22 protein-coding genes and 1 tRNA gene are annotated in these 25773 nt (G+C 34.0%); 18 read left to right on the plus strand and 5 right to left on the minus strand.

Features of this window, described 5'->3' with window-relative positions; all coding sequences use genetic code 11:
• The first annotated feature begins 15 nt into the window (after window positions 1–15).
• The 16 genes from CL818_RS11730 to CL818_RS11805 all read left to right on the plus strand — a co-directional run bounded on the left by CL818_RS11730 (window position 16) and on the right by CL818_RS11805 (window position 20829).
• Window positions 16–1203: an FtsW/RodA/SpoVE family cell cycle protein gene (locus CL818_RS11730; RefSeq protein ID WP_013187062.1), complete on the plus strand. Its 1188-nt coding sequence runs from the start codon at window positions 16–18 to the stop codon at window positions 1201–1203.
• A complete protein-coding gene (gene murG, locus CL818_RS11735) occupies window positions 1200–2300 on the plus strand; it encodes an undecaprenyldiphospho-muramoylpentapeptide beta-N-acetylglucosaminyltransferase (protein ID WP_272973480.1) in 1101 nt (366 codons plus the stop codon). The genes CL818_RS11730 and murG overlap by 4 nt, the downstream gene beginning before the upstream one ends.
• 18 nt (window positions 2301–2318) lie before the next feature.
• Complete coding sequence (gene murC, locus CL818_RS11740; protein WP_272973479.1) at window positions 2319–3674, plus strand: UDP-N-acetylmuramate--L-alanine ligase; 1356 nt, start codon at window positions 2319–2321, stop codon at window positions 3672–3674.
• Window positions 3664–4383, plus strand: coding sequence for a cell division protein FtsQ/DivIB (locus CL818_RS11745; RefSeq protein WP_272973478.1), 720 nt, complete (start codon window positions 3664–3666; stop codon window positions 4381–4383). The genes murC and CL818_RS11745 overlap by 11 nt, the downstream gene beginning before the upstream one ends.
• Before the next feature lie 18 nt (window positions 4384–4401).
• Window positions 4402–5739 carry a cell division protein FtsA gene (ftsA, locus tag CL818_RS11750; protein WP_013187058.1) on the plus strand — a complete coding sequence of 446 codons (1338 nt, stop codon included), beginning with the start codon at window positions 4402–4404 and terminating at the stop codon, window positions 5737–5739.
• A 65-nt stretch (window positions 5740–5804) separates the two neighbouring features.
• Window positions 5805–7805, plus strand: a complete 2001-nt coding sequence (ftsZ, locus tag CL818_RS11755; RefSeq protein WP_272973477.1) for a cell division protein FtsZ — start codon at window positions 5805–5807, stop codon at window positions 7803–7805.
• Between the two features lie 95 nt (window positions 7806–7900).
• Window positions 7901–8350, plus strand: coding sequence for a GatB/YqeY domain-containing protein (locus CL818_RS11760; RefSeq protein WP_272973476.1), 450 nt, complete (start codon window positions 7901–7903; stop codon window positions 8348–8350).
• A gap of 40 nt (window positions 8351–8390) precedes the next feature.
• A tRNA-Arg gene (locus CL818_RS11765) sits at window positions 8391–8464 on the plus strand.
• Between the two features lie 198 nt (window positions 8465–8662).
• The gene (locus CL818_RS11770) at window positions 8663–9349 is read left to right on the plus strand and encodes a TetR/AcrR family transcriptional regulator (protein ID WP_272973711.1); all 687 of its coding nucleotides are present in this window, start codon (window positions 8663–8665) and stop codon (window positions 9347–9349) included.
• Window positions 9342–10997 (plus strand): peptidase domain-containing ABC transporter, encoded by a 1656-nt coding sequence (locus CL818_RS11775; RefSeq protein WP_272973475.1) that lies wholly within the window; start codon window positions 9342–9344, stop codon window positions 10995–10997. The genes CL818_RS11770 and CL818_RS11775 overlap by 8 nt, the downstream gene beginning before the upstream one ends.
• 10 nt (window positions 10998–11007) lie before the next feature.
• Window positions 11008–12351, plus strand: a complete 1344-nt coding sequence (locus CL818_RS11780; protein ID WP_041240938.1) for an HlyD family secretion protein — start codon at window positions 11008–11010, stop codon at window positions 12349–12351.
• Between the two features lie 12 nt (window positions 12352–12363).
• The gene (locus CL818_RS11785) at window positions 12364–13773 is read left to right on the plus strand and encodes a TolC family protein (RefSeq protein ID WP_272973474.1); all 1410 of its coding nucleotides are present in this window, start codon (window positions 12364–12366) and stop codon (window positions 13771–13773) included.
• Between the two features lie 58 nt (window positions 13774–13831).
• Window positions 13832–14149, plus strand: a complete 318-nt coding sequence (locus tag CL818_RS11790; RefSeq protein WP_041240937.1) for a DUF6660 family protein — start codon at window positions 13832–13834, stop codon at window positions 14147–14149.
• An 89-nt stretch (window positions 14150–14238) separates the two neighbouring features.
• The gene (locus tag CL818_RS11795; protein ID WP_286973138.1) at window positions 14239–18567 is read left to right on the plus strand and encodes a CusA/CzcA family heavy metal efflux RND transporter; all 4329 of its coding nucleotides are present in this window, start codon (window positions 14239–14241) and stop codon (window positions 18565–18567) included.
• Window positions 18568–18569: 2 nt separating this feature from the next.
• Complete coding sequence (locus tag CL818_RS11800; protein WP_272973472.1) at window positions 18570–19748, plus strand: efflux RND transporter periplasmic adaptor subunit; 1179 nt, start codon at window positions 18570–18572, stop codon at window positions 19746–19748.
• Between the two features lie 70 nt (window positions 19749–19818).
• The gene (locus tag CL818_RS11805; RefSeq protein WP_272973471.1) at window positions 19819–20829 is read left to right on the plus strand and encodes a LacI family DNA-binding transcriptional regulator; all 1011 of its coding nucleotides are present in this window, start codon (window positions 19819–19821) and stop codon (window positions 20827–20829) included.
• Window positions 20830–21071: 242 nt separating this feature from the next.
• Here the strand turns inward: CL818_RS11805 and CL818_RS11810 are convergent, their stop codons facing one another.
• The 5 genes from CL818_RS11810 to CL818_RS11830 form a co-directional block, all read right to left on the minus strand.
• A complete protein-coding gene (locus CL818_RS11810; RefSeq protein ID WP_272973470.1) occupies window positions 21072–21455 on the minus strand; it encodes a rhodanese-like domain-containing protein in 384 nt (127 codons plus the stop codon).
• A 3-nt stretch (window positions 21456–21458) separates the two neighbouring features.
• Window positions 21459–21773 (minus strand): rhodanese-like domain-containing protein, encoded by a 315-nt coding sequence (locus CL818_RS11815; RefSeq protein ID WP_013187047.1) that lies wholly within the window; start codon window positions 21771–21773, stop codon window positions 21459–21461.
• A gap of 1 nt (window position 21774) precedes the next feature.
• Window positions 21775–23190, minus strand: coding sequence for an MBL fold metallo-hydrolase (locus tag CL818_RS11820; protein WP_272973469.1), 1416 nt, complete (start codon window positions 23188–23190; stop codon window positions 21775–21777).
• An 88-nt stretch (window positions 23191–23278) separates the two neighbouring features.
• Complete coding sequence (locus tag CL818_RS11825) at window positions 23279–23920, minus strand: thioredoxin family protein (protein ID WP_272973468.1); 642 nt, start codon at window positions 23918–23920, stop codon at window positions 23279–23281.
• A complete protein-coding gene (locus CL818_RS11830; protein ID WP_013187044.1) occupies window positions 23917–24438 on the minus strand; it encodes a TlpA family protein disulfide reductase in 522 nt (173 codons plus the stop codon). Before CL818_RS11830 ends, CL818_RS11825 begins: the two co-directional genes overlap by 4 nt.
• A gap of 346 nt (window positions 24439–24784) precedes the next feature.
• Here CL818_RS11830 and CL818_RS11835 point away from each other — a divergent pair, with 346 nt between their 5' ends.
• Together CL818_RS11835 and CL818_RS11840 are read left to right on the plus strand one after the other, a co-directional pair.
• Window positions 24785–25111: a MarR family winged helix-turn-helix transcriptional regulator gene (locus tag CL818_RS11835; RefSeq protein WP_502692253.1), complete on the plus strand. Its 327-nt coding sequence runs from the start codon at window positions 24785–24787 to the stop codon at window positions 25109–25111.
• A gap of 129 nt (window positions 25112–25240) precedes the next feature.
• Window positions 25241–25738, plus strand: a complete 498-nt coding sequence (locus CL818_RS11840; RefSeq protein ID WP_502692254.1) for a YceI family protein — start codon at window positions 25241–25243, stop codon at window positions 25736–25738.
• The last annotated feature ends 35 nt before the right edge of the window (window positions 25739–25773 follow it).

The following is a 25773-nucleotide window of genomic DNA, read 5'->3' on the forward strand; positions in this document are numbered from 1 at the left end:
TAGAGAACACAACACATGAAACGTATTTTTCAAAATCTTAAAGGCGATAAGTTCATCTGGGCTATAGTCGGGTTATTAGCGATATTTTCGTTTATACCTGTATATAGTGCTAGTAGCAACTTGGCATACCTACAAGGTGATGGTAGTACGTTTAAGTATTTATTAAAGCACGGTGCTCACCTTTTCTTAGGTTTCATCTTGCTATACGTTATACATAAAGTGCCTTATCGATTCTTTAGAGGCTTATCTATCATAATGATTCCGGTAGTAATACTGCTCTTGTTATACACAATGGCGCAAGGCACAACTATAGATGGTGCTAATGCTAGTAGATGGATTAATGTTGGAGGTTTAAGTTTTCAAACATCAACGTTAGCATCGGTGGTTTTAATGGTTTACGTTGCAAGGTATCTATCTAAAATACACAACAAAGCCATAACATTTAAAGAAACCCTATTACCGCTTTGGTTACCTGTATTTGTAATCTTGGCCTTAATTCTTCCTGCTAACTTTTCAACTACTGCTATTGTTTTTGCAATGGTTGTAGTACTAGTTTTTTTAGGTGGTTATCCTTTAAAATATCTAGGTGTTATTTTAGGAATAGGACTAGTAATGTTAACCATATTTATCTTATCTGCAAAAGCATTTCCAGGAGTTTTCCCTAACCGTGTTGATACGTGGATAAGTAGAGTTGAAAACTTTACAAGTGATGATGATACAGACGCTTATCAAATAGAAAAAGCAAAAATCGCAATTGCTACAGGTGGCATTACAGGAACAGGTGCAGGAAAGAGTGTACAACGTAACTTTTTACCTCAATCCTCATCAGATTTTATATATGCAATTATAGTTGAAGAACTTGGATTAATAGGTGCCTTTGGAGTAATGATTGCATACCTATTGTTACTGTTTAGATTAACTATAGTCGCAACAAAAGCAGACTCAGTTTTCGGAAAATTAGTAGTTATAGGTGTTGGTTTACCTATTATTTTTCAAGCACTAATAAATATGGCAGTAGCGGTTGAGCTATTTCCAGTAACAGGACAAACCTTGCCACTAATTAGTAGTGGTGGAACATCTATTTGGATGACGTGTTTATCCTTAGGAATAATATTGAGTGTAAGTGCTAAACGTGAAGCCATTAAACAAATGGAAAGCGAAGAAAGTGATAACCCATTAGACATTTTAAGCGAAGCAATATGAGCAACTTAAAATTCATATTATCAGGTGGCGGAACTGGAGGACATATATATCCTGCAATAGCAATTGCCAATGAATTGAAAAATCGTTACCCAGATGCAGAGTTTCTATTTGTAGGAGCTAAAGACCGCATGGAAATGGAAAAAGTTCCAAACGCTGGTTACAATATCAAGGGACTTTGGATAAGTGGCATACAACGCAAACTCACCTTCACAAATCTTATGTTTCCATTCAAACTACTGTCTAGTTTATGGAAAAGTAGAAGCATTATAAAAAGATTTAAGCCAGACGTGGTAATTGGTACAGGAGGTTTTGCGAGTGGGCCATTGCTTAAAATGGCAAATAGCAAGAACATTCCTACCCTTATACAAGAACAAAATAGTTACGCAGGTATTACCAATAAATGGTTAGCAGATAAGGCTAACAAAATATGTGTGGCTTATGACCATATGGAAAAGTATTTTCCAGCAGAAAAAATTATAAAAACTGGCAATCCTGTTAGGCAAGACATTAAAGATCTTGATTCAAAAAGAGCAGAAGGCATAGACCATTTTGAATTAGATGAAACAAGAAAGACAGTATTAGTTCTCGGTGGAAGCCTTGGTGCTAAGCGTATAAATGAGTTAATAGCTAATCACGCTAAAGATTTTGAGGAAACAGGTGTAAACGTTATTTGGCAAACTGGTAAGTTATACTATGAACAATATAAAACGCTTGAAGAAAATAAACGTTTACAAGTGAAGGAGTATATAAACCGAATGGATCTAGCATATAGTGTAGCAGATATAATTATTAGCCGTGCTGGTGCAGGATCTGTAAGTGAGCTTTGTATCGTAGGAAAACCTGTGATCTTAATTCCTTCTCCAAACGTAGCAGAAAATCATCAAATGAAAAATGCTATGGCATTAGCTGTGGAAGAAGCTTGTTTAATTATGAAAGAAAGCGAAATGGACGAGCAATTTAAAAGACAATTTATAAGTCTTTTAGAAGATGAAGCAATGCAAGTAAAGCTTTCAGAAAATATAAAAAAACTAGCAAGGCCCAATGCAACTAAAGATATTGTAAACGAAATTGAACATTTAATTAATCATACTGCGTAGTAAAAAGCAGCAAAGACAATGAACACTCAAAACAACATAACACATTATTTCTTTATCGGTATCGGTGGTATTGGTATGAGTGGTCTTGCGCGCTATTTTAAAGCAAGAGGATTTGCTGTGTCTGGTTACGACAAAACTCCGTCAAGTATGACTAAAGCCTTAGAAAACGAAGGTATTCCTGTAGTTTTTAATGCATCATTGTCTGCTGTACCAAAAGGCTTTTTAAATAAGGATACTACACAAATTGTTTACACTCCAGCTATCCCAAAATCTCAGGAGCAATTTGTATATTTTAAAGAACAAAACTTTAGTGTAAAGAAGCGTGCAGAGGTTTTAGGAGATGTTACAAAGAACCAAAATACCTTAGCCGTTGCAGGAACACACGGTAAAACAACAACAACCTCTATCCTAGCCCATCTTTTAAAAGATTCTGGTTTAAATATAACAGCATTTTTAGGAGGTGTTTCAGAAAACTACAACACTAATTTTATAAATGATGGTTTAGATGCCATAGTTGTTGAAGCCGATGAATTTGATAGATCTTTTATGCATCTTTCACCAAATAAGATTGCAATAACATCTATGGATGCAGATCACTTAGATATCTATGGTAGCGCAGAAGAGTTATCACATACATTTAAAGGCTTTGCAGATTTAGTAAAAGATAAATCAAATGTCTTTTTAGCTAAAGGCTTGCCACTTAAAGGGGTATCAATTAGTGTAGATGGTAATGCAGACATAACAGCAGAAGACATCACAATTAAAGATGGTTCTTATCGTTTTAACTTAAGACTACAAGACAATATCATAAAAGGGTTTGAGTTTAATTTACCCGGAAAACACAACCTACAAAATGCGGTTACAGCTTTGGCATTAGCAGCACCTTTTGTTTCCCCAAGCAACAGTCTCACCAAAGCTTTAGCCTCATTTAAAGGTGTGCAAAGGCGTTTTACATACAGAATAAAGTCTGAGAAACTAACAATTATTGATGACTATGCACATCATCCTTCAGAAATAAATGCCGTTCATCAAGCGGTAAGAGAAATGCACCCAAATAAGAAGGTATTAGCTGTCTTCCAACCACATTTATTTAGCAGAACAAGAGATTTTATAAATGAATTTGCAGAAAGCTTGTCAAAGTTTGACAGTGTAGTTCTATTAGATATATATCCTGCTAGAGAAGAACCAATAGAAGGCATTACGTCTCAAGCATTACTTAAACTTATAACTAACCCTAACAAAAAAGTAATTGGAAAGGTAGATCTGATAAAAGAAGTTAAAGCAACATCTGCAGAAGTTGTAGCAATGATAGGTGCTGGAGACATAGGTGAAGAAATTTTAAAGGTCACTAAAGCAATGCGTCATGAAGATTAACTGGAACTACATAAAAGCATTTTTGGTTTTGGCCTTGGTAGTCTTTCTATTTGGCTTTGCTGAGAAACGCAATAACAATCGAAAAATCAACAATGTAGCTATAAATTTTGTGGATGACGAAAATCTATATGTTACCCATGAAATCGTTAATAAATTGTTGATACAAAATAACGAAAAGGTTAAGAACGCTTCTAAAGAAGCAATAGCTTTGAAAGACGTAGAAAATAGAATAGACAATCACGACATGATTGCCGATTCTGATGTGTATCTCACTGTAAATGGGACACTTGGTGTAACAGTTAAACAACGTAAGCCAATAGCAAGAGTGTCTCATCAAAAAGCGTTTTACATAGATGAAGAAGGCAAGATCATGCCGCTATCTAAATTTCACTCTGCTCGTGTACCACTTGTGTATCACATTTCAGAAAAAGATATAGATGTTCTGTTTCCGTTGTTAAAGTATATTACTAAAGATGTGTTTTTAACTAAGCACGTTACAGCAATTCAAAAAACATCTAAAGGTACTTACTACCTACAATTAAGAGATGTAGATTTTGAAGTTGATTTTGGACACATAGAAGATATAGATCGTAAAGTAAATAATCTTAAAGCATTTTATCAAAAAGCTTTAAAAGATAAAAAATTGAACCTGTATAGTAAGGTTAACTTACAGTTTGGCAGTCAGGTAGTTTGCACAAAAAAGGAATAGACATCAAATAGAATGATGATGGAAAAAGACAACATTGCAGTAGGATTAGATATAGGAACAACCAAGATTGTAGCTATGATTGGTAAGCACAATGAGTATGGCAAGTTAGAGATACTCGGCATTGGGCGTTCTAAAAGTTTAGGTGTACATCGTGGTGTGGTAAATAACATTACCCAAACCATACAGAGTATACAACAAGCTGTAGATGAAGCACAGGCAGATAGCGGTCTTAAGATTGAAGATGTTGTTGTTGGTATTGCAGGACAACATATACGCAGCCTACAGCATAGTGATTACATAACAAGACCTAACGCAGATGAAGTTATAGACTCAAAAGATATTGAAAAGCTTTGTGGGCAAGTACATAAATTGGTTATGCTTCCTGGAGAAGAAATAATTCACGTACTACCACAAGAGTTTAAAATAGATGGGCAAGCAGAAGTTAAAGAGCCAATAGGAATGTATGGCGGTCGTCTTGAAGCTAATTTTCATGTCGTTGTAGGTCAAGTAGCATCAATAAGAAATATTGGACGTTGCGTAAAAAGTTCAGGATTAGAACTTAGTACAGTAACTCTTGAGCCTCTTGCATCTGCTAATGCAGTGCTAAGTCAAGAAGAAAAAGAAGCTGGTGTTGCACTTATAGATATAGGTGGTGGTACTACAGATTTAGCAATTTTTAAAGATGGTATCATACGTCATACAGCTGTAATTCCTTTTGGAGGCAATGTGATTACAGAAGATATAAAAGAAGGTTGCTCAATTATTGAAAAGCAAGCTGAGTTATTAAAAATAAAGTTTGGTTCTGCGTGGCCAGGAGAGAATAAGGATAATGAAATAGTTTCTATACCAGGATTACGAGGTCGTGAACCAAAAGAAATTACATTAAAAAACTTGTCCAAAATTATTCACGCTCGAGTGGTAGAGATCATAGAGCAAGCGTATTTGGAAATAAAGAATTATGGCCACGAAGAGCAAAAGAAAAAATTAATTGCAGGAATTGTCTTAACTGGTGGTGGCGCGCAGCTTAAACATCTTAAGCAATTAGTGGAATACATAACCGGTATGGATACCAGAATTGGATTTCCTAATGAGCATTTAGCTCACGATAATGAAAAAGAGTTAACAAGCCCACAATATGCAACAGCAGTAGGTCTTGTTATGAATAGTTTAGAAGAAAACAAAAAGAAACCTCTCGTAGCAAAAGAGGAAGTTGTTGAAGAGTCTCAGGATGATACCTACGAAGACCAACCTATGTCTGAAGAGACAGAGCAATTGGTTAGAGAACATAAGGAACGTAAAAATTTCTTTGACAAATGGGTAGATAAATTCAAGGATTTTCTAGACAACGCAGAATAAAAAAGAAAAGAAAAAGAATAAAAAAAGCTCAGTAAAAGGAGTATAACACAATAAAAATTTGAATTATGAGTAGCACAGAATTCGAAAACATTGCATTCGATTTGCCTAAAAACCAATCGAACGTTATTAAGGTCATCGGTGTAGGTGGTGGTGGTAGCAATGCCATTAACCATATGTTTCAACAAGGTATTAAAGGTGTAGACTTTGTAATCTTTAATACAGATGCTCAAGCATTAGAAAACAGCAGCATTCCAAATAAAATTCAACTAGGAGTTACCCTAACTGAAGGTTTGGGTGCAGGTGCTAACCCAGAAGTTGGTGAACAAGCTGCAATCGAAAGCTTTGAGGATATAAAACAAATGTTGGACACTAACACAAAAATGCTGTTTATCACTGCTGGAATGGGTGGTGGTACAGGAACAGGTGCTGCTCCAATTATTGCCAAACAAGCTAAAGAAATGGATATTCTTACCGTAGGTATTGTAACTATCCCGTTTCAGTTTGAAGGTAAAATGAGAAATGAGCAAGCACAAATTGGTGTCGAAAAATTACGCCGAAATGTAGACTCATTAATAATTATAAATAACAATAAGCTTAGAGAAGTTTATGGTAACCTAGGCTTTAAAGCTGGGTTCTCTAAAGCAGACGAAGTCTTAGCAACTGCAGCTCGAGGTATTGCAGAGGTAATAACACATCACTATACGCAAAACATTGACTTGCGCGATGCTAAAACAGTATTAAGCAATAGTGGTACGGCTATTATGGGATCTGCAACAGCTTCTGGCGGTTCTAGAGCTCAAGATGCTATTACTAAAGCTTTAGACTCTCCGTTATTAAATGACAATAAAATTTCTGGTGCTAAAAACGTATTGCTACTTATCGTTTCTGGAACAGAAGAAATTACATTAGATGAAATTGGAGAAATAAACGAACACATTCAAAACGAAGCTGGGCATGGTGCTAATATTATTATGGGTGTTGGTGAAGATGACAGTTTAGAAGATGCAGTTTCTGTAACAATAATTGCAACCGGTTTTAATGCAGAACAGCAAAATGAAATCTCTAATACAGAAACAAAGAAAATAATACACACATTAGAAGACGAGCAAAAAGCAGTACAGGATTTAAGTGCAAAGAAAACAAGCACTCCAACAATGCCTCGGCCCGTTGTAAATGAAACTCCAGAACCACCAAAACCAACTAAAATAGTTCACGTTTTAGAAGATGATGTTACAGAGCCTGCTAAACCAAAAATGGATTTAGTGCAGACAACCAACAGCATTAAAAACATAGACGTAATCTATGAAGAAGTTAAAGAGGTTCTAGATACGCCTAATCACATAGAAGATGAAGAGTTCATTATAGTTGAAACTACAGAGCACATAAAAGATATGCGCGTAGTTGATGCTGAAGAAGTAAAGAACTCAACAACTACAACAGAAACTGAAGAAGAAGATCAATTTACATTTTCTTTTGATTTTCCTATAAACACCTCTAAAGAGACAGCTCAAACACAACCTGAAGCTGAAGAAGAGCACGAAGAGCCTGTAGTTTTTAATTTAACTGAAGACACTAATAATGCAAGAAATATTGAGGTTAAGGAATCTATAGAGATTATTCCAGTTACGGAAACAACATCTGGAGGAACTACTCGCTATAGTTTAGATGACTATATGGATCTAGAAGATGAACTAGAACAAGCTAAGCCTGTTGCTAAGAAAGAAGAGGAAGTTGAGGAGTCTTTAAGAATGGAAACAAAAACCGTTAAAGCGCCAGAGACTACACCAAATGATAATGATGAAGACCCTTTTAATCAACCTATTTCTAAAGACCTTATAGATAGAGCTGCAGAACGTAGAGCAAAGATGAAAGAGTTTAACTACAAATTTAGAAGTAGTACAAACCATATAGACGAGATTGAAAAACAACCTGCTTATAAACGCGCAGGTGTAGATTTAGAGCGTAAGCCAGAAGACTCTAAACTTTCAAGAACAACGTTAAATACAGATGAAGATGAAATTACGTTACGCAGTAACAACTCTTTTCTTCATGACAATGTAGATTAAGCGTTTGCTTAATTATATAACAATCCGCTTCCTATAAGAAGCGGATTTTTTTTGACTCCTATTTCTTATATTCGCACTATCTAAAACAAACAATTATGAGCTTATCTGCAGATGTAATGACGAAGATGAAAGAAGCTATGAAGGCTAAAGATCAAAACGCTTTAACCAGTCTTCGTGCAATAAAATCGGCATTGCTGTTAGCGCAAACCGAAACAGGTTCTAAAGAAGAAATTTCTGAAGAACAAGAATTAAAAATGCTTCAAAAATTAGTTAAACAACGTAAAGACAGTGCCGCTATTTATCTAGAACAAGGAAGAGAAGACCTTGCAGCACCAGAATTAGAGCAGGCAAAAGTTATTGAGAGCTTTTTACCAGAGCAAATGAGTGAAGACGAAATTGCTAAAGTTGTTGAAGATATCATTGCAAAAACTGGCGCATCTTCTATGGCAGATATGGGTAAAGTAATGGGAATGGCTAGTGGTCAACTTTCTGGAAAAGCAGATGGTAAAACTATTTCTACAATAGTTAAATCTAAGTTGGCGTAATTACCAAAATTTTAAACATTAAGAACTTTAAGACTTAAAAGGCCGCGTGGCGCAACTGAATAGCGCATCAGATTTCGGCTCTGAGGGTTGGGGGTTTGAATCCCTTCGCGGTCACAATTATAATAAAACCATCAACAAACACTTGTTTATACAGTGTTTGTTGATGGTTTTTTTGATTTTTAATATTAATTACAGGCAAAGAAGCTAAACCATTTATTAACACAAAATTAAAAGTTACACAACTGTTAATTAATAGCAAAATACATACACACTAATAGTATTACTATTATATTTGTGCATAATTAATGCATGATGAAGGAATTACTAAAAACACTTCAAATTAAAGTTAACGATAAAACGTATTTAAAAGATCCCGAAACATCAGATCTTGGTAAGCGTATCGTGGAGCACAGTATCATTTTAATTAATGAAATAGGCTTTGAAGCATTTACTTTTAGAAAATTAGGACTTAAGATAAACTCAAACGAAAGCTCTATTTATAGGTATTTTGAAAACAAGCATAAGCTCCTACTCTATTTAACATCTTGGTATTGGGCTTGGATAGAGTATCAAATTGTATTTGAAACCTATAGCATAGAGAATAATGTAAAGAAGTTAGAGAAGGTTATAGAGATAGTCTCTAAAAAAACAGAAAACGACTCTAAGTTCTCTCATATTAATGAGATGCTTTTAAACAAAATAGTCATCAGTGAATATTCAAAATCTTTTCTGACAAAGGAAGTTGATATAGAAAACAAGGAAGGATATTTTTCAATTTACAAAAGACTCATTTCTCGTATTAAAGATTGTATTGTAGAAGTAGATAAAAACTACCCATATCCTGCATCATTAGCTAGTACATTGGTTGAGGGTTCTTTACATCAATATTTCTTAGCAGATCATTTTCCAACAATCACAGATTGTAATGAAGCAACAAAACCTACAGCTTACTTTTCTCATTTAATTTTTAAAACATTAAATATTAATCTCGATGAATAAAGATATGACTCCTTGGCAGCGGTTTGTAAATCTGCTAAAATTAGACAAGAGAGATCTTAGGCAAATCTTTTATTATGCTATTTTCTCAGGATTAGTAGCACTTACGCTTCCGTTAGGTATACAAGCTATTGTAAACCTTATACAAGGTGCTCAAGTATCTACATCGTGGATAATTTTAGTAATTTTAGTTACAGTTGGCGTTGCCTTTCAAGGTATACTTCAAGTTATGCAAATACGTATTCTTGAAAATATGCAACAAAAGATCTTTACAAGGTCTTCTTTTGAGTTTGCATATAGGTTTCCTAAAATAAAATCGAGTGAATTTAACCACTATTATCCGCCAGAATTAGCAAATAGGTTTTTTGACACACTTACTGTTCAGAAGGGCTTAGCTAAAATTTTATTAGACTTTCCTGCTGCAATACTTCAAATAATATTTGGGCTAATACTGCTCTCACTTTACCATCCATTTTTTATTATTTATGGTTTACTGCTCGTTATTATGGTATATATCGTGTTTAATCTTACAGCTAGAAAAGGACTTATATCTAGTTTAAACGAATCTAAAAGCAAGTATGCTGTTGCACATTGGCTTCAGGAGATTGCACGTTCAATTACAAGTTTTAAACTTTCTGGGAACACATCTTTAGCAATGGACAGAAATAACAAACTAACCGAGTCTTACCTTGAGTCTAGAGAAACACACTTTAAAATCTTAATGCTTCAATTTGTGCAGATGATAGGTTTTAAGGTATTGGTTACAGCTGGATTGTTACTTATAGGAGGTCTTTTGGTACTAAACCAAGAAATGAATATTGGTCAATTTGTGGCTGCAGAAATTATAATTCTTTTAGTAATTAATTCAGTTGAAAAATTGGTTACTGGTTTAGAAAGTTTTTATGACGTCTTAACTTCCTTAGAAAAAATTGGTCAAGTAGTAGACAAAGAATTAGAGTCACAAGATGGCACAAATCCTTTTAAGAGTAATAAAGAGGCTACCATTTCACTAGATAATGTGAGCTATGTTGGTGGCACTGGAGACACTGTTTTACAAAATCTAAATTTAGAATTAAATCCTAAAGACAGAGTTTTTATAGATGGTCCATCTGGTTCTGGAAAGACAACACTATTAAAATTACTTTCAGGAATTATTGAACCAACATCAGGATCTATTTATGTAAATGACTTTAATATAAAAGGCATGCACATGAATACATACAGATCTCAAATTGGGCAAGTATTACCAGAACAAATGCCTTTTGAAGGTAGTATTTTAGAAAACATAACATTAGGCAACACAAACATTTCTATTGACAAGGTTAACCAAACCATTAGAGATGTAGGTCTTTTAGAGTTTGTACGAAAACAACCAAGAGGCATAGAAGATTTTATTTTTTCTGAAGGTCAAAAAATTCCGCATACAGTTTCAAAAAGGCTACTTATAGCAAGAGCTATAGTGCACAATCCTAAGATATTAATTTTAAAAGATGCATTAGAGCATTTTGAAGATCACGAGGCTCAAGAACTAATTCAATTTTTATCAGATCCAAATAGAGATTGGCTTCTAATTGTTTCTGGAAAACATACCGATTGGGAAGACGTATGCAATAAGCAGCTTTCTCTACATAAAGTTAACACTTCATCTTAAGATTATATATATGCTTAACATCTCACATAATCAGCTTAACAAAAAGGTGAATTTGTCTAAATATTCAGCGTTTACAAAGGCGCATCATATAAGGCATTTTAAATACTTTAATCAGTTTCTGTTCACCTTTGCAATTATAGGCATCATTATTCTATTTTTACCTTGGACGCAGACAGTTACAGGAACAGGTGCAGTTACCACACTCACACCTGAGCAACGCCCACAAACTATACAGTCTCCTATTCCTGGTCGTATAGAAGAATGGTTTGTAAGAGAAGGAGATTACGTAAATAAAGGAGACACAATTCTATTTATTTCTGAAATAAAAAATGAATATCAGGATCCTAACTTAGTATTACGAACAAAGGAACAACGTGATGCAAAAACAAATGCACTATCCTCATACAAGGAAAAAGTAAAAGCATTAGACAATCAGGTTTCTGCACTAAGAAGCGAACGTCAATTAAAAATAGAACAAGCAGAAAATAAATTAAAACAAGCCCAATACAAGGTTAAAAGTGATAGTATAGATCTTATTGCTGCCAAAACCAATAAGGATATTGCAGAGAAACAATATAACCGAACGGTAACCTTGCAGGAGGAAGGACTTAAATCTACTGCAGATGTTGAAGACAAACGCTTAAAACTACAAGAAACAGAAGCTAAACTTATTAGCCAAGAAAATAAACTCTTAGCTAGTAAAAACGATCTTATAAATGCACGAATAGACATAACACGTACCAGTGCAGAATATGCAGATAAAATTAGCAAAGCACAAAGTGACAAGTACACGGCATCTTCTGCACAGTATGATACAGAGGCACAAATATCAAAACTTGAAAATGCTTCAACCAACTATGAGTTAAGGGATAAAATGAGGTTTATCCTGGCGCCTCAAAATGGATACATTAATAAAGCTATTAGAGCTGGTATTGGGGAAACATTTAAAGAAGGTGAACAATTGGTTGGTATTATGCCATCAGACTATGATTTAGCTGTAGAAACCTACGTTGCACCTATTGATCTGCCTCTAATTCATGTAGGAGAACAAATACGAGTGCAGTTTGATGGTTGGCCTGCCATTGTTTTTAGCGGTTGGCCAGATGCCTCTTTTGGAACTTATGGAGGAAAGGTTGTCGCGGTTGAAACATTTATAAGTCCTAACGGAAAGTTTAGAGTCCTAATAGCTCCAGATGAAACAAAGGAAACTTGGCCAAAAAATGTTAGGGTTGGTTCTGGCGCACGCACCATAGCACTGCTAAATGATGTGCCTATCTGGTATGAATTATGGCGAAAAATTAATGGATTTCCACCAGATTATTATACCCCAAAAACTGCAACTACATCTAAATAAATTTTAAATCGCATGTCTAAATACTTAAAAACAGTATTAGTTATTTTAGCTTTTATGGGTTGTGGTTTTGCACAGCCAACTTTAAATGAATCTATTTCTTTTGAAGAATATCTCGCTTTTGTAAAGAAATACCATCCATTATTTAAACAGGCTAACTTAACGCTTTCTGTAGGAGAAGCAAACCTCTTAAAAGCTAGAGGTGCGTTTGATCCTAAGATTGAGGTAGATTATACACGAAAGAAATTTAAAGGCACCACATATTATGATAAATTAAATACTGCATTTAAAATTCCAACGTGGTATGGCATAGAGTTTAAAGGAAACTTTGAAGATAATTCTGGCGAATTTTTAGACCCAAGTTTTACTGTCCCAGAAGATGGTTTGTATAGTGCAGGCATATCCTTTTCTTTAGCACAAAGCTTTTTAATTAATGAACGAATGGCGTCGTTAAAAAAGGCAAAATACTTCTTATTACAATCTAAAGCAGATAGAGACCTTCTTGTAAACAATGTGTTGTACAACGCAAGCCTCGCCTATTTTGAATGGATAGAAGCCTGGCAGGAAGAACGTATTTACGAAAGTTTTTTAGAAAACTCTACTACCAGACTTCAAGCAATTACACGTAGTGTAGAAGAAGGTGATAAAGCAGAAATAGATATTACAGAAGCAAAGATTACGGTACAAAACAGGACGTTGGAGTTAGAAGCGGCACGTTTAAAAAGAAGAAAGGCAAAATTAAAAGCATCAAACTTTTTATGGTTAGAAAATGTTCCCTTAACAATTGAAGATGCAGTAACACCGGAAATACCAAGCTTAGAAATTCTGAAAGAAAACTTAATCCTAAGTGGTATTACAAATACTAATTTATTAGAAGAAAATCATCCTAAACTAAGAAGTTTGGAGGCTAAAATTGGCAGATTAGAAGTAGATCGTAATTTAAAAATTAACAAACTACTACCTAAGGTAAATTTGCAATACAATTTTTTATCTACAGAATATGATAATCTAGACAGCTTTAATACTGCAAATTATAAAGCAGCACTAAATGTAAGTGTACCAATATTGTTAAGAAAAGAACGTGGTGATTTAAAATTAGCTAACCTAAAACTAGCCGATGCAGAGCTTGAAAATCAAGCCGTATCACTAAGCCTTAAAAATAAGATTGAAGCAATTAACCTTGAGATTAATTCGCTTAGCACTCAGTATTCCTTAATTAAAGATATTGTAGTTAATTATTCTGTCTTGGTATCTGCAGAAGAACGAAAATTTGGCTTGGGAGAAAGCTCTCTGTTTTTAATAAACTCTAGAGAGCAAAAACTAATTAGTGCTAAGCTTAAGGAAAATACGCTTTCGGTTAAACAACTTACTGCGTTAGCTAAGCTTTACAATACATTAGGAATAACAGACATTACAGAAAATTAAATAACAGTATCTAAAAGCACCACTTAAACACACTCGTTATTATTCTTATATTTACAGTGTGAAATATATTACTGTCATACTATCTTTTTATATGCTGGCTCTAAACTTTGTCCCTTGTGGAGATGACAAACCAGAGCCTAAAGAAGATACTTATGAAACCTGTCAAGAGGTACAAAGTACAGATTCACATGATCATAGTGATACAGATATTTGTTCGCCATTTTGTATTTGTCACTGTTGCCAAATACATACCATAGATTTTAAATTACCTAATCTTGAGCCTGCTATTCCACTAGTATTTCAAGATGTATTCATCTATTTTGAAGGTCACGTAAATACCTACAACACTTCTATCCTACAACCACCACGAGTTTAATTCAGTATAGGGACACCTACGTCCAATCGAGATTTCTCTTTTTTAAATAATAGAGGAATTTAAATTATAACTGAACAAATTCAATTTCCATGATTAATAAAATCATTGATTTTTCAATCAATAATAAATTCATCATTGGGTTATTTACACTAGCACTTATTGGTGCTGGCATTTGGAGTATAACCCAAGTTCCTATTGATGCTGTACCCGACATAACTAACAACCAGGTACAAGTAATCACTCAATCTCCAAACCTTGGTACAGAAGATATAGAGCAATTTGTAACCTATCCGGTTGAAATTGCCATGAGCAACTTACCAAATGTTGAAGAAATAAGGTCTGTTTCCAGATTTGGTCTTTCTGTAGTAACCATTGTCTTTAATGATGACATAGGCACTTACTTACCAAGACAATTAGTTTCAGAAAAACTCCCAGAAGTTCAAGAACAAATACCTGAAGGATTTGGTAAACCAGCAATGGGACCTATCTCAACTGGTTTGGGAGAAATTTATCAATACACTTTAGAAGTAGATGATGCGTATAAAGGCAATTATGATATTACAGAGCTACGTACTATACAAGACTGGATTGTGCGCCGCCAAATGGCTATGGTGCCAGGTGTTATAGAGGTTAATGCTTTTGGAGGCAATAAAAAACAATATGAGGTTGCTGTAAACCCAAGTAACCTTAAAGCTTTAAATATTTCTATCACAGAACTCTTTCATGCTTTAGAGCAGAATAATCAAAATACAGGTGGCGCTTATATTGAGCGCAACAAACAAGCAAATTTTATAAGAGGTGAAGGTCTTGCCAGAACAGTTTTAGATATAGAAAACATTGTTGTGGCTAATAGAGATGGTATTCCTATTAAAATTAAAGATGTAGGTTCTGTACGTATTGGAAAAAATGTAAGATATGGTGCCTTAACTAAAGATGGCAAAGGTGAAGCTGTTGGAGGTATGATTTTAATGCTAAAGGGCGCAAACTCTAATGAAGTTATTAAAAATGTAACCGCACGTATTACCGAAATTCAAAAATCTTTACCCGAAGGTATTCGCATTGTACCCTTTTTAGACCGAAGTGAACTTATTGCAGAAACTACCGGCACAGTAAAAAGAAATTTACTGGAAGGTGGTCTCATTGTAATTTTTGTGCTTGTCCTATTGCTAGGAAATTGGCGTGGCGGATTAATAGTAGCGTCCACTATTCCACTTTCATTATTATTTGCCTTCATATTAATGAACGTTTTTAATGTGTGGGCAAATCTTATGAGCTTAGGAGCAATAGATTTTGGAATTATAGTAGATGGTGCTGTAATTATTGTCGAGTCTACCGTGTTTTTAATGTATAGATATGCTCGTAAAAATAAAACCGAATCTGTAGTAACTACAGATGAAATCGCCGCAAAATCATCTAAAAAAATGATGAATGCAGCATTTTTTGGTCAACTTATTATACTTATAGTGTTTTTACCTATTCTGGCTCTGGAAGGTGTTGAGGGCAAAATGTTTCAGCCAATGGCACTTACCTTCATCTTTGCTATGATTGGTGCAATGTTGTTATGTTTAACCTATGTGCCTATGGTTTCCGCATTAGTTCTTAAAATTCCCAAAGAACACAAGATATCATTTGGAGACAAAGTAGTTTTATGGATTGAGAAAAAATATGAACCGCTACTTAAAACTGCATTAAAACATGGTAAACTCATTATCGGGTCTGCCATTTTATTATTTGGAATAACAATAGTTTTATTTAATAAGATGGGTGGCGAGTTTATACCACAACTCGATGAAGGAGACATAGCATTTCATGTAATTTTAAAACCAGGCAGTTCCCTTTCTGAAACTATTGAAACGACTACTAAAGTAGAACGCATAATAAAAGCAAAATTTCCCGAAGCACAATCTGTAATTAGCAGGATTGGCGTGGCAGATGTTCCTACAGATCCTATGCCTATGGATATTGCAGACGTCTTTATTATTTTAAAACCACAAGAAGAATGGGTTACTACAGGCTCTAAAGATGAACTCTTAAATAAAATTAAAGAGGAAATAAGCATTTTACCAGGTGTTAATTATGAGTTTACGCAACCTATCGAAATGCGATTTAATGAGCTTTTAACTGGCGTGAGAGAAGATGTTGCTATTAAGCTGTTTGGTGAAGACCTTAATATTCTTGCTAGCAAGGCTCAAGAAATGGGTGCTCTAATTTCAAATATTCCAGGTGTTGCAGACTTAAAAGTTGAAGCTACAGATGGTTTACCACAAATTACAGTTAAATACAACCGTTTAAAAGTTGCACAATATGGGCTTAATATAAATGAATTAAACACCACATTACAAACTGCTTTTGCAGGTGGTAAAGCAGGCGTTATTTTTGAAGGAGAAAAACGGTTTGATCTTGTAGTAAGATTTTCAGAAGACAACAGGACTAGGATTGAAGACTTACAAAACCTCTTTGTTAATTTACCTAATGGCTCACAAATACCACTTAGAGAAGTGGCCAAGATTAGCTACGAGCCAGGTCCTATGCAAATTAGCAGAGATAACACGAATAGAAGAACCTATGTTGGTATTAATATAAGAGATAGAGATGTACAGTCTGTTGTTTTAGAAATTCAAAACGTATTAGATGAAAAATTTGAATTACCACCAGGATACTTTATAAGATATGGTGGCGCATTTGAAAATTTAGAACGTGCCAGCTCTAAACTAAAAACTGTTGTACCAATAGCTTTAGTGCTCATATTTGTACTTATTTACTTTGCATTAAAATCATTTCCTCAAACCGTAATGATTTACTTGGCCATACCAATGGCAACTATTGGAGGTATTTTAGCTTTATGGTTAAGAGGTATGCCTTTTAGCATTTCTGCAGGTGTAGGTTTCATTGTGCTATTTGGCGTTGCTGTGCTAAATGGTTTAGTTATGGTGAGCGGTTTAAATGAACTTAAGGAAGAAGGTGTCACCAATCTTAAAGACCGAATTTTACAAGGGACAAAACGAAGAATTAGACCTATATTATTAACTGCATTTACAGATATTTTAGGCTTTTTACCAATGGCCATTTCAGCTTCTGCAGGAGCTGAAGTACAACGTCCACTTGCAACAGTAGTAATTGGAGGTCTTATTACCTCTACATTACTCACCTTATTTATTTTACCAATATGCTATCATTGGGTAGAACAACGCTCGTTTAGATCTATAAAACTTCAACCAAAATATGCTATGTTACTTAGTATAGTTGCGTGCTTGTTTTTTCCATTGGCAGGGCATTCACAAGAGAAACAACCCGTTATTACTTTGGAGGAAGCGGTAACAATGTCTAAAGAAAATTTTCCGCTACTAAAAGCTAAAGCGTTAGAGATAACCAAACAAGAATCTTTTAAAAGCAATGTTCTAGATTTAGGAACCACAAAAGTTTTTACAAGTGGAGAAGAAATTGGGGACAATCGTGGTATTTATACACCAATTGGTCTTGGCCAACAAAACATAGATTTACTAGGGATTTCTGCCAAAAATAAGCTTCTAAAGCAGAAAGTTGCTGTTGCAGAATCTGCGTTATTAGTTTCTGAATTACAACTGGAATTAGAGGTAAAAAAAGCTTGGGCAACTGCATACGTGGCTAACCAGAAACTAAATTTATATAAGGAGCTAGATAGTGCATATGGTACATTTTTATCTGCTGTAAGCTTAAATTATGAAGTTGAATCTATTTCAAAATTAGAATATGCTTCAGCTAAAAACCAAGCGCTTCAAATTTCAAATTCATTTAGACAGTATGAAAGTGAGTTTCAAATTTCCTTAGAGCATTTAAATTTATGGTTAGCTTCAAAAGAATCTTATACTGTTCCAGATGCTCTTGTTGAGCAAAAATTAACCGCATTACCAACTGCTGAAGGATTATTAAATCATCCTGAACTTTTGCTAGTAAGCAAGGAACTAGACAAAACAGAAGCCGCATACACAGCTGCAAAAGCAGATTTACTTCCAAAATTTAATATTCAAGGTGGTTTGCAACGCGTTAATGGCAACTCTGGATTTTACAGTTATCAAGCAGGAATTAGCATACCATTATTATCTGGAGAAGAACAAAGCTTAGCTAAAGCTTCAAAAGTAAATACTCAAATTGTGCAATTAAATGCGTCTTATAAACAAGAGCTACTCACCTCTAAGTTACAACAAGCATTACAACGTTATAACACGAACAAGGTATCTTGGGAATTTTATAAAGATGATGCTTTACAACTTGCAAAACAACAACGTGATGGCGCATTACTAGCTTATAAAGAAGGCGCTATAGATTATGCTGCTTTCACACAAATTATTAAAGAAGCTATAGATGTTGAGCTACATGCTTTACAAGCGTTAGACCAGTATTTAATATCATTATTTCAATTACAATATTACACGCGATAATTATGACATCAATTATAAATTTAAACAGAATAGTCTTGCTTAGCAGTCTACTTTTAATAGGTGCTTGCAATACTAAAGAGACAAAGCAAGAAGACACACACACAGAACATACAGAAGGCACAATGACCGATGTTATGTTAACACCTCAGCAGTATAATGCTTTACAAATGCAAGCAGACACTTTACAGGTAAGAACTATGAGTGGCTACATAGAAGCTAACGGAACCTTAGAAGTGCCACCACAAAATGAAGCAGAAATTACTACGGCTGTTGGAGCAAATGTTGTTTCAATTGAAGTTATTGAAGGTGATAAAGTAGCAAAAGGAGAAACTGTGGCTTTTTTATCTCATCCTAATATTATTCAAATTCAAACCGATTATTTAAATGCATACAGTAATTCAGAATTTTTAGAGAAGGACTATTTACGCCAAAAGAAACTATATGATGCTGGTGTAGGTAGCGGTGCTAATTTCGAAAAAGCCGAAGCTAACTTTAAAGCTTCTAAAGCAAAAGCAAATGGGCTGAAGGCACAGTTAAGACAATTAAATATTAGTGCAACTGGTATAGAAAATGGAACTATTTACCAACGTGTTGCATTACGTAGTCCGATTGAAGGGTTTGTACAAAAAGTTGAAGTTAAAACTGGACAGTATGTAGAACCTCAAACGCCATTATTCGAAGTGGTAAACACACATCACGTTCACGCAGATTTAATGGTTTTTGAAAAGGATGTGCATCAATTAAAAATTGGACAAAAGGTAAGTTTCAATATACAGTCTATGCCAGATAAGGAGCTTACCGCAGAAATTTATTCCATAGGCAAAACTTTTGAACAAGAAACAAAAGCCTTACATGTTCACGCAGAAATAGAAAATAAGGAAGGCAACCTTATACCAGGAATGTATATTCAAGGTCGTATAGAAGCTAATGCTACACAGCTTACCGCAATACCAGAATCTGCTATTATAGAAGATGGCGGTAAACATTATATTTTTAGCGTTGAAAAAGAAGGTGAAGATTGGAGTTTAAAACCTGTAGAGGTTATTACTGGTACTACAGATGGTAACTGGACAGCCATATCATTTCTTGAAACTCCTAAACCAGATTCTAAATTTGCCTATAATAATGCCTATTATCTTATGGCAGAACTTAAAAAAGGTAGTGCAGGACACAGCCATTAAAACTTATATACCACAAGCCTAATGCATACTTAAGAGGCTTGTGGTATATTTACTGTTATATTTTATTATTATGGCATCAAATAGCAACATTACCTTAAAGGGTCTATCTAAGATTTTAAATCTATCTATTTCTACCATTTCAAAATCTTTAAATGATAGTAGCGAGATAAGTCAACTCACAAAAGATAGAGTTAAAGAAGTTGCCAAATTATATAACTACCAACCTAACAAAGTTGCTGTAAATTTAAAATCTGGGAAGACAAAGACAATAGGTGTTGTCTTGCCGAGTATTCAAAACTATTTTTTTAATAATGTTCTTAATGGTATTGAGCAAACCATAGAAAATACAGGTTACAATATCCTTATTAGTATTACCAATGAATCTCACAAAAAAGAAAAGCAGCATTTAAACAGCTTAGCAAATGGATTAGTTGATGGCTTTATAATTTCAGTTGCTGAAGAAACTCAACAATTAAAAGATGTAGAACACTACAAAAATGCCTTAGCTCTTAAAAAGCCAATTGTAATGTTTGATCGTGTTGCCGAAGCCATAGAAAGCAATACAGTTATAGGAAATGATAAACAAGCGGTTTATGAGGCTACTTCTTATCTCAAAACTAAAGGCAAGAAACATATAGCATTAGTTACTACATTACAAAATTTAAATGTAGGTAAAGAACGCTATGAAGGTTACAAAAAAGCGCTTGAAGAATTTAGTAATGAGGCTCAATTAGAGATTGTGCTAAAAACAACATCACCTACTGTGGAAAGCGACTTTAAATCATTCTTAACTTCCAATCCTGAGATAGACGCTATAATTGCATTAGATGAAGAGTCTTCTTTAGGTGCTCATAAAATGACTAAAGAGCTAAACAAACAGATACCGAAAGACATAGCACTTATTGGTTATGCAAATACTAAAATTGCAGAACATATGTCTCCAAAATTAAGTACGATTAATCAACATGGGTTTAAAATTGGTGAAATAGCCGCATTACAACTATTAAATCAATTGTCTCAAAATGTGACAAATAAAAGAACAATAGTGTCTTCAGAAATTATTCACAGGCAAACAAGCTAATTAAAGATTGTCTTAAAATTAATTTTAACACTACTCGTTTAAGTACACTTTTAGTATGTTTAAATACATTAATATTTAACAGTTATATAATTAGCGTGAATTATTAAGATTTCGTTAACACATAGTAAATTATAGTTCTGTTATATTTGAACTAATAGAACGCACCACATAATTTGTAAGAGATGTTATGTAATAATACGAATGCGGGATATTAAAGTTTTCATATTTAAAAGGCTCAATTTTTATTGAGCCTTTTTTCTATAATTATCATAACCACCATCTAGGTCGTATACTATTTTAAAGCCTTCTGCTTCGAGAATTTTTGATGCTTTAGCACTTCTACCTCCACTTTTGCAATACACCATTACAGGTTTCGTTTTATCTAATGCTTCCAGTTTATTTTTAAAGTTAGCATCATAAACTATATTTTCTGCGTTATTAATGAATCCGTTATTAAACTCATTTACTGTTCTAACATCTATAAGTTGTGCATTACTGTTATTGGCTAGTAAAGTATTAAACTCCTCTTCATTTACTACAGTAATAACTTCTGTAGTTTGAGAGTTACAAGAGGATAACCCAAAACCCAAAACAATCAATATAGTTTTAATATATGTTCTAAGCATTGGTTATAGTTTAGAGGTTTCGCCATCCCATTCAGAAAAACCAGTTTTAAGATTATAGGTATTCTCAATACCCATTTGGTTCATAAGCATACAGGCTTGTTGGCTTCTTCCACCACTTCTGCAATACACATAATAGCTTTTAGATTTATCCATTTCTTGAACACCTTGCATAAAACCGGCACTATCGTAAATATCTAAATGTTGTGCGTTTGGTATTACACCTTCATCTACTTCTTCCTGAGTTCTCACATCTAATACTACAGCATTTTCATCTTTTGCAAGACGTTCTTGCCATTGTTCATTTGTTAAATTCTCCATGTTATAAGTCTATTGTTGAAGTTGAAACTAAGTTCAACGATTTTAAATTAGTTTTTTTAATGGCTCCAAATCCGCCTTCTACATTTACCATGTTTAGATATCCTTTAGATTTAGCGATAGATGAGAATATCATAGATCTGTAACCTCCAGCACAATGTACATGATACGTAGATTGTGGTTGTAGTGAAGATAATTTCTTATGAATATCATCTAATGGTAATAGTGTAATATCTTCTATATGCTTCGTATCATATTCAGGTGTTTTTCTAACATCTAAAGGATTTTTAATCTCTCCAAGTTGAATACCATCTACAAATTCTTGAGCAGATATGTTTCCTGTTTTTTCAACTGGAAAACCTGCTTGTTCCCAAGCGGCCATACCTCCAGATAAATAACCTAAAGTATTATCATAGCCTACTCTAGCCAATCTTGTAACAGCTTCTGCTTCTCTGCCTTCTGGTGCTATAAGAATAATTTTTTGATGAATGTCTTCTATTAACGCGCCTACCCAAGGTGCAAAAGTACCATCTAACCCTATAAACCAAGCATTTTTCACACTGCCTTTTGCATAGTCATTTGGAGTTCTTACATCTAAAATATAAACATCTTCCTGGCGCGCTAAGTTTTGAAACTCCAACGGTGAAAGTGCGGTTGTTCCAGAACCTAAAATAGAATCTATAGTCGAGTTTACCGCTTTATTCATTGCTACGTTTAAGGGAAAATACTGTGGTGGTTCTGCTAAACCTTCTGTAGTCATATTTACAAACTCAGTTTTCGAAAGTTTAGAATCTAAAGCGTAGTTAAGCTTTTTTTGACTGCCTAAGGTGTCATAGGTTTCAGAACTCATATTCTTTCCACAAGCAGATCCTGCACCATGTGCTGGATATACTATAATATGATCATCCAACGGCATAATTTTGTTTCGTAAAGACTCATATAGGTAGCCTGCAAGGTCTGCAGTTGTCAGGTCGCTTTTTACTGCTAAATCTGGTCGTCCTACATCTCCTATAAATAAGGTGTCTCCTGTAAAGATTGCATGTTGTTCTCCCTTTTCTGTAAACAACAGATAACACGTACTTTCCATTGTATGTCCTGGCGTATGCAATGCCTTTATTTTTAAGTCTCCCAATGTAAAGATCTCACCATCTTTAGCTTGATGAAACTCATAAGCTGCAGTTGCATTTGGTCCTAAAACAATACGTGCGCCTGTCTTTAAGGCCAAATCTACGTGACCAGAAACAAAGTCTGCATGAAAATGGGTAAGGAAAATATATTTTAAAGTGGCACCATCATTTTTTAATCGTTCAAGATAAGGTTCTGTTTCCCTTAAAGGATCAACAATAGCCGCCTCTTTTCCAGATGTGATATAGTATGTAGCTTCTGCTAGACACTTGGTATATAACTGGTCAAGAATCATAGTTTTAAGTTTTTTCAAAAATACAAAATACCGCATAAAAAAAGCCTTGTATTTTACACAAGGCTTTTAATTTTAATCGGTGTTTTATTTAAGATTTAATACTACATCCTATCGCTCGTGTAGTTTCTACTTTAACTGGTTCGTTGTTTAGAAGTGCGTTTACAGCATCTTCAACATATTTATCGGTTGCCAGCTTTTCATCTTTGTAATTATTATCTATTGCGCCTATATATTTTACAATATTTTCCTGACCAACTTTTTCTAGAACATAAACGTGTGGTGTTTTGGTTGCACCATATTGAGGATATATGGTTTGACCATCATCAAATAAATATGGAAACGTAAAGCCCTTTTCTACAGAACGTTCTATCATTTTTTTATAACTGTCATCTGGATAAGCTTCAGGGTTGTTTGGGTTAATGGCAATTACTGGGTATCCTTTTGTTTTAAAGGCTTTGTCTAATGCTATAATTCTATCTTCATAGGCAACAGAATAAGGACAGTGATTACACGTAAATATGACTATAAATCCTTTGGCGTCTTTATAATCTATAAGAGATACCATATTTCCATCTACATTCTTAAGAGAAAAATCTGTTGCAGCGTCACCTATTGCATAGCCATTGGTTTTTGATGATGTAATAGCATCAAAACCTATAAATTGGTCTGCAGCAAGTGCAATTCCTGCAACGACAATTGTAAATACGGTTAAAATTTTTAAAGTTTTCATAGAAATGATTTTAATTCTTTTTGAAGTTGGTTGAAAGTAAAGGTTTGCTCATAAAACTTTTGCTTTCCATTCTTATAAATAATTGTTGCAGGAATTGCTCCTGTCCACTGTGCATTAATATCTCTAATCCAAAAGTTAGCATCAGGATCATCTAAAAGAATAACATCAGACTTTATCTGATTCTTTTTTACAAAAGGAATTACGTGACCATCTACCATACTTGGCATATCTAAACTTACCAATGTTACCGTAACATCTTCATTAGAATATTGAGAATTAATCATCTCAAAATAAGGCAATTCTTCAACACAAGGTTTACACCAAGTTGCCCAAAAATTAATGATATGTACTTTACCGTCCTGTTTTTCTAAGAATGGTTTAAAGCCATTATAATCATAAGAGGTAATTGTAATATCTGAGGCTGCATCATTATAATTATCTATTGCTTCTGGCGTTTCTTTGTCTGCCTTACAAGACACCAAAGTCGCTATAAATAATGCCATTAAAACGTACTTCATCTTCAAATTTTCAACTAATGTAACACCTATTAGCAGACCATCATAATGTTTAACAGAAGTTTAGCTTAACTTGTTAATTTATTATACAATTATCAGTCATAATTAATTTTTGACTTNTAATTTTACAAATTGTTTAATTTTTTAAGAATTATTATTTGATTTAAAACATTGNTTCTTTNTATAAATTAATTCAACACATAAAAAATAATTCATNTTCATTTGTATATACAACTATTGTTTATACATTTGTAGTATGGAAAGCAAAAAACTTGTCATAGAATTATTTAAATCTAACGTGTGGGCTAATGATATTATTCAAGAAGTCTTTAAACCACATGATATATCTATGCAACAGTTTAATGTNTTNCGCATCCTAAGAGGACAAAAAGGAAANCCAGCTAATTTATCAGACATTCAAGAACGTATGATTAGCAAGATGAGCAACACCACAAGACTTGTAGATAAACTTATTGCTAAAGGTCTTACATCTAGGGTTACGTGTCCTAATAATCGAAGAAAAGTAAATATTACCATAACTAAAAAGGGCTTAGCCTTGCTTGATGTTATTGACCCTATTTTAGAAAAACACGAAAAGGAAATGACAGATGCTTTAACTAAAGAAGAAAAAATAAAGCTTACCTCACTCCTTTTAAAAATGAAAAAAAACGACTAATCAAAAAATTTAACTCAACTGTTGTATATACAACTATTATTAATTTAAACCNAAANCACAATGACAANTAAAATTTTAAAAGGCGCTTTTGCCATAACTCTAATTTTTACAACTCTAGCATTTACAACTATGAACAAGGACATTAACATTAAAGACAGCACTGTAGTGTGGAAAGGAAANAAAATAACTGGANCNCATACAGGTACAATTCANTTTTCAAGTGGCACACTTCANTTAGAAGACGACANAATTATAGGTGGCGAATTTGTAATAGATATGACTTCTATTAACGTTACAGATCTTACTGGAGAATCTAAAGGAAAACTTGAAGGCCACNTAAAGTCTGACGATTTTTTTGGAGTAAACAATTTTCCNACATCTAAACTAGTAATTACGTCTGCAGAAAAAACAAGTGAAGGACATTACGTAACGGCAGACTTAACTATTAAAGATATAACAGAACCTGTAAACTTTGTACTTAACTTAAATGAAGATACAGCAACAACATCTTTAAAAATAGATCGTACAAAATATGGTGTACGTTATGGTAGTGGTAGCTTTTTCGACAATTTAGGAGACAATACTATTTCAGATAATTTTGAATTAGACGTAACTCTTAAGTTTTAAACTTTGCATTTAGAAATGTGCCGTTTTTAATAGAT

The sequence above is a fragment of the Croceibacter sp. genome (assembly GCF_002716225.1).
In the GTDB taxonomy this organism is placed as follows: Bacteria; Bacteroidota; Bacteroidia; order Flavobacteriales; family Flavobacteriaceae; genus Croceibacter; species Croceibacter atlanticus.

Bases quoted from the DNA above. Each gene is read 5' to 3' on its own strand.
- CL818_RS11830 (WP_013187044.1), bottom strand. From the start codon at position 24,438: ATGAAGTACGTTTTAATGGCATTATTTATAGCGACTTTGGTGTCTTGT.
- CL818_RS11820 (WP_272973469.1), bottom strand. From the start codon at position 23,190: ATGATTCTTGACCAGTTATATACCAAGTGTCTAGCAGAAGCTACATAC.
- CL818_RS11800 (WP_272973472.1), top strand. From the start codon at position 18,570: ATGACATCAATTATAAATTTAAACAGAATAGTCTTGCTTAGCAGTCTA.
- CL818_RS11815 (WP_013187047.1), bottom strand. From the start codon at position 21,773: ATGGAGAATTTAACAAATGAACAATGGCAAGAACGTCTTGCAAAAGAT.
- CL818_RS11785 (WP_272973474.1), top strand. From the start codon at position 12,364: ATGTCTAAATACTTAAAAACAGTATTAGTTATTTTAGCTTTTATGGGT.
- ftsA (WP_013187058.1), top strand. From the start codon at position 4,402: ATGGAAAAAGACAACATTGCAGTAGGATTAGATATAGGAACAACCAAG.
- ftsZ (WP_272973477.1), top strand. From the start codon at position 5,805: ATGAGTAGCACAGAATTCGAAAACATTGCATTCGATTTGCCTAAAAAC.
- murC (WP_272973479.1), top strand. From the start codon at position 2,319: ATGAACACTCAAAACAACATAACACATTATTTCTTTATCGGTATCGGT.
- CL818_RS11745 (WP_272973478.1), top strand. From the start codon at position 3,664: ATGAAGATTAACTGGAACTACATAAAAGCATTTTTGGTTTTGGCCTTG.
- CL818_RS11770 (WP_272973711.1), top strand. From the start codon at position 8,663: ATGAAGGAATTACTAAAAACACTTCAAATTAAAGTTAACGATAAAACG.
- murG (WP_272973480.1), top strand. From the start codon at position 1,200: ATGAGCAACTTAAAATTCATATTATCAGGTGGCGGAACTGGAGGACAT.
- CL818_RS11780 (WP_041240938.1), top strand. From the start codon at position 11,008: ATGCTTAACATCTCACATAATCAGCTTAACAAAAAGGTGAATTTGTCT.
- CL818_RS11775 (WP_272973475.1), top strand. From the start codon at position 9,342: ATGAATAAAGATATGACTCCTTGGCAGCGGTTTGTAAATCTGCTAAAA.
- CL818_RS11795 (WP_286973138.1), top strand. From the start codon at position 14,239: ATGATTAATAAAATCATTGATTTTTCAATCAATAATAAATTCATCATT.
- CL818_RS11825 (WP_272973468.1), bottom strand. From the start codon at position 23,920: ATGAAAACTTTAAAAATTTTAACCGTATTTACAATTGTCGTTGCAGGA.
- CL818_RS11805 (WP_272973471.1), top strand. From the start codon at position 19,819: ATGGCATCAAATAGCAACATTACCTTAAAGGGTCTATCTAAGATTTTA.
- CL818_RS11730 (WP_013187062.1), top strand. From the start codon at position 16: ATGAAACGTATTTTTCAAAATCTTAAAGGCGATAAGTTCATCTGGGCT.
- CL818_RS11760 (WP_272973476.1), top strand. From the start codon at position 7,901: ATGAGCTTATCTGCAGATGTAATGACGAAGATGAAAGAAGCTATGAAG.
- CL818_RS11810 (WP_272973470.1), bottom strand. From the start codon at position 21,455: ATGCTTAGAACATATATTAAAACTATATTGATTGTTTTGGGTTTTGGG.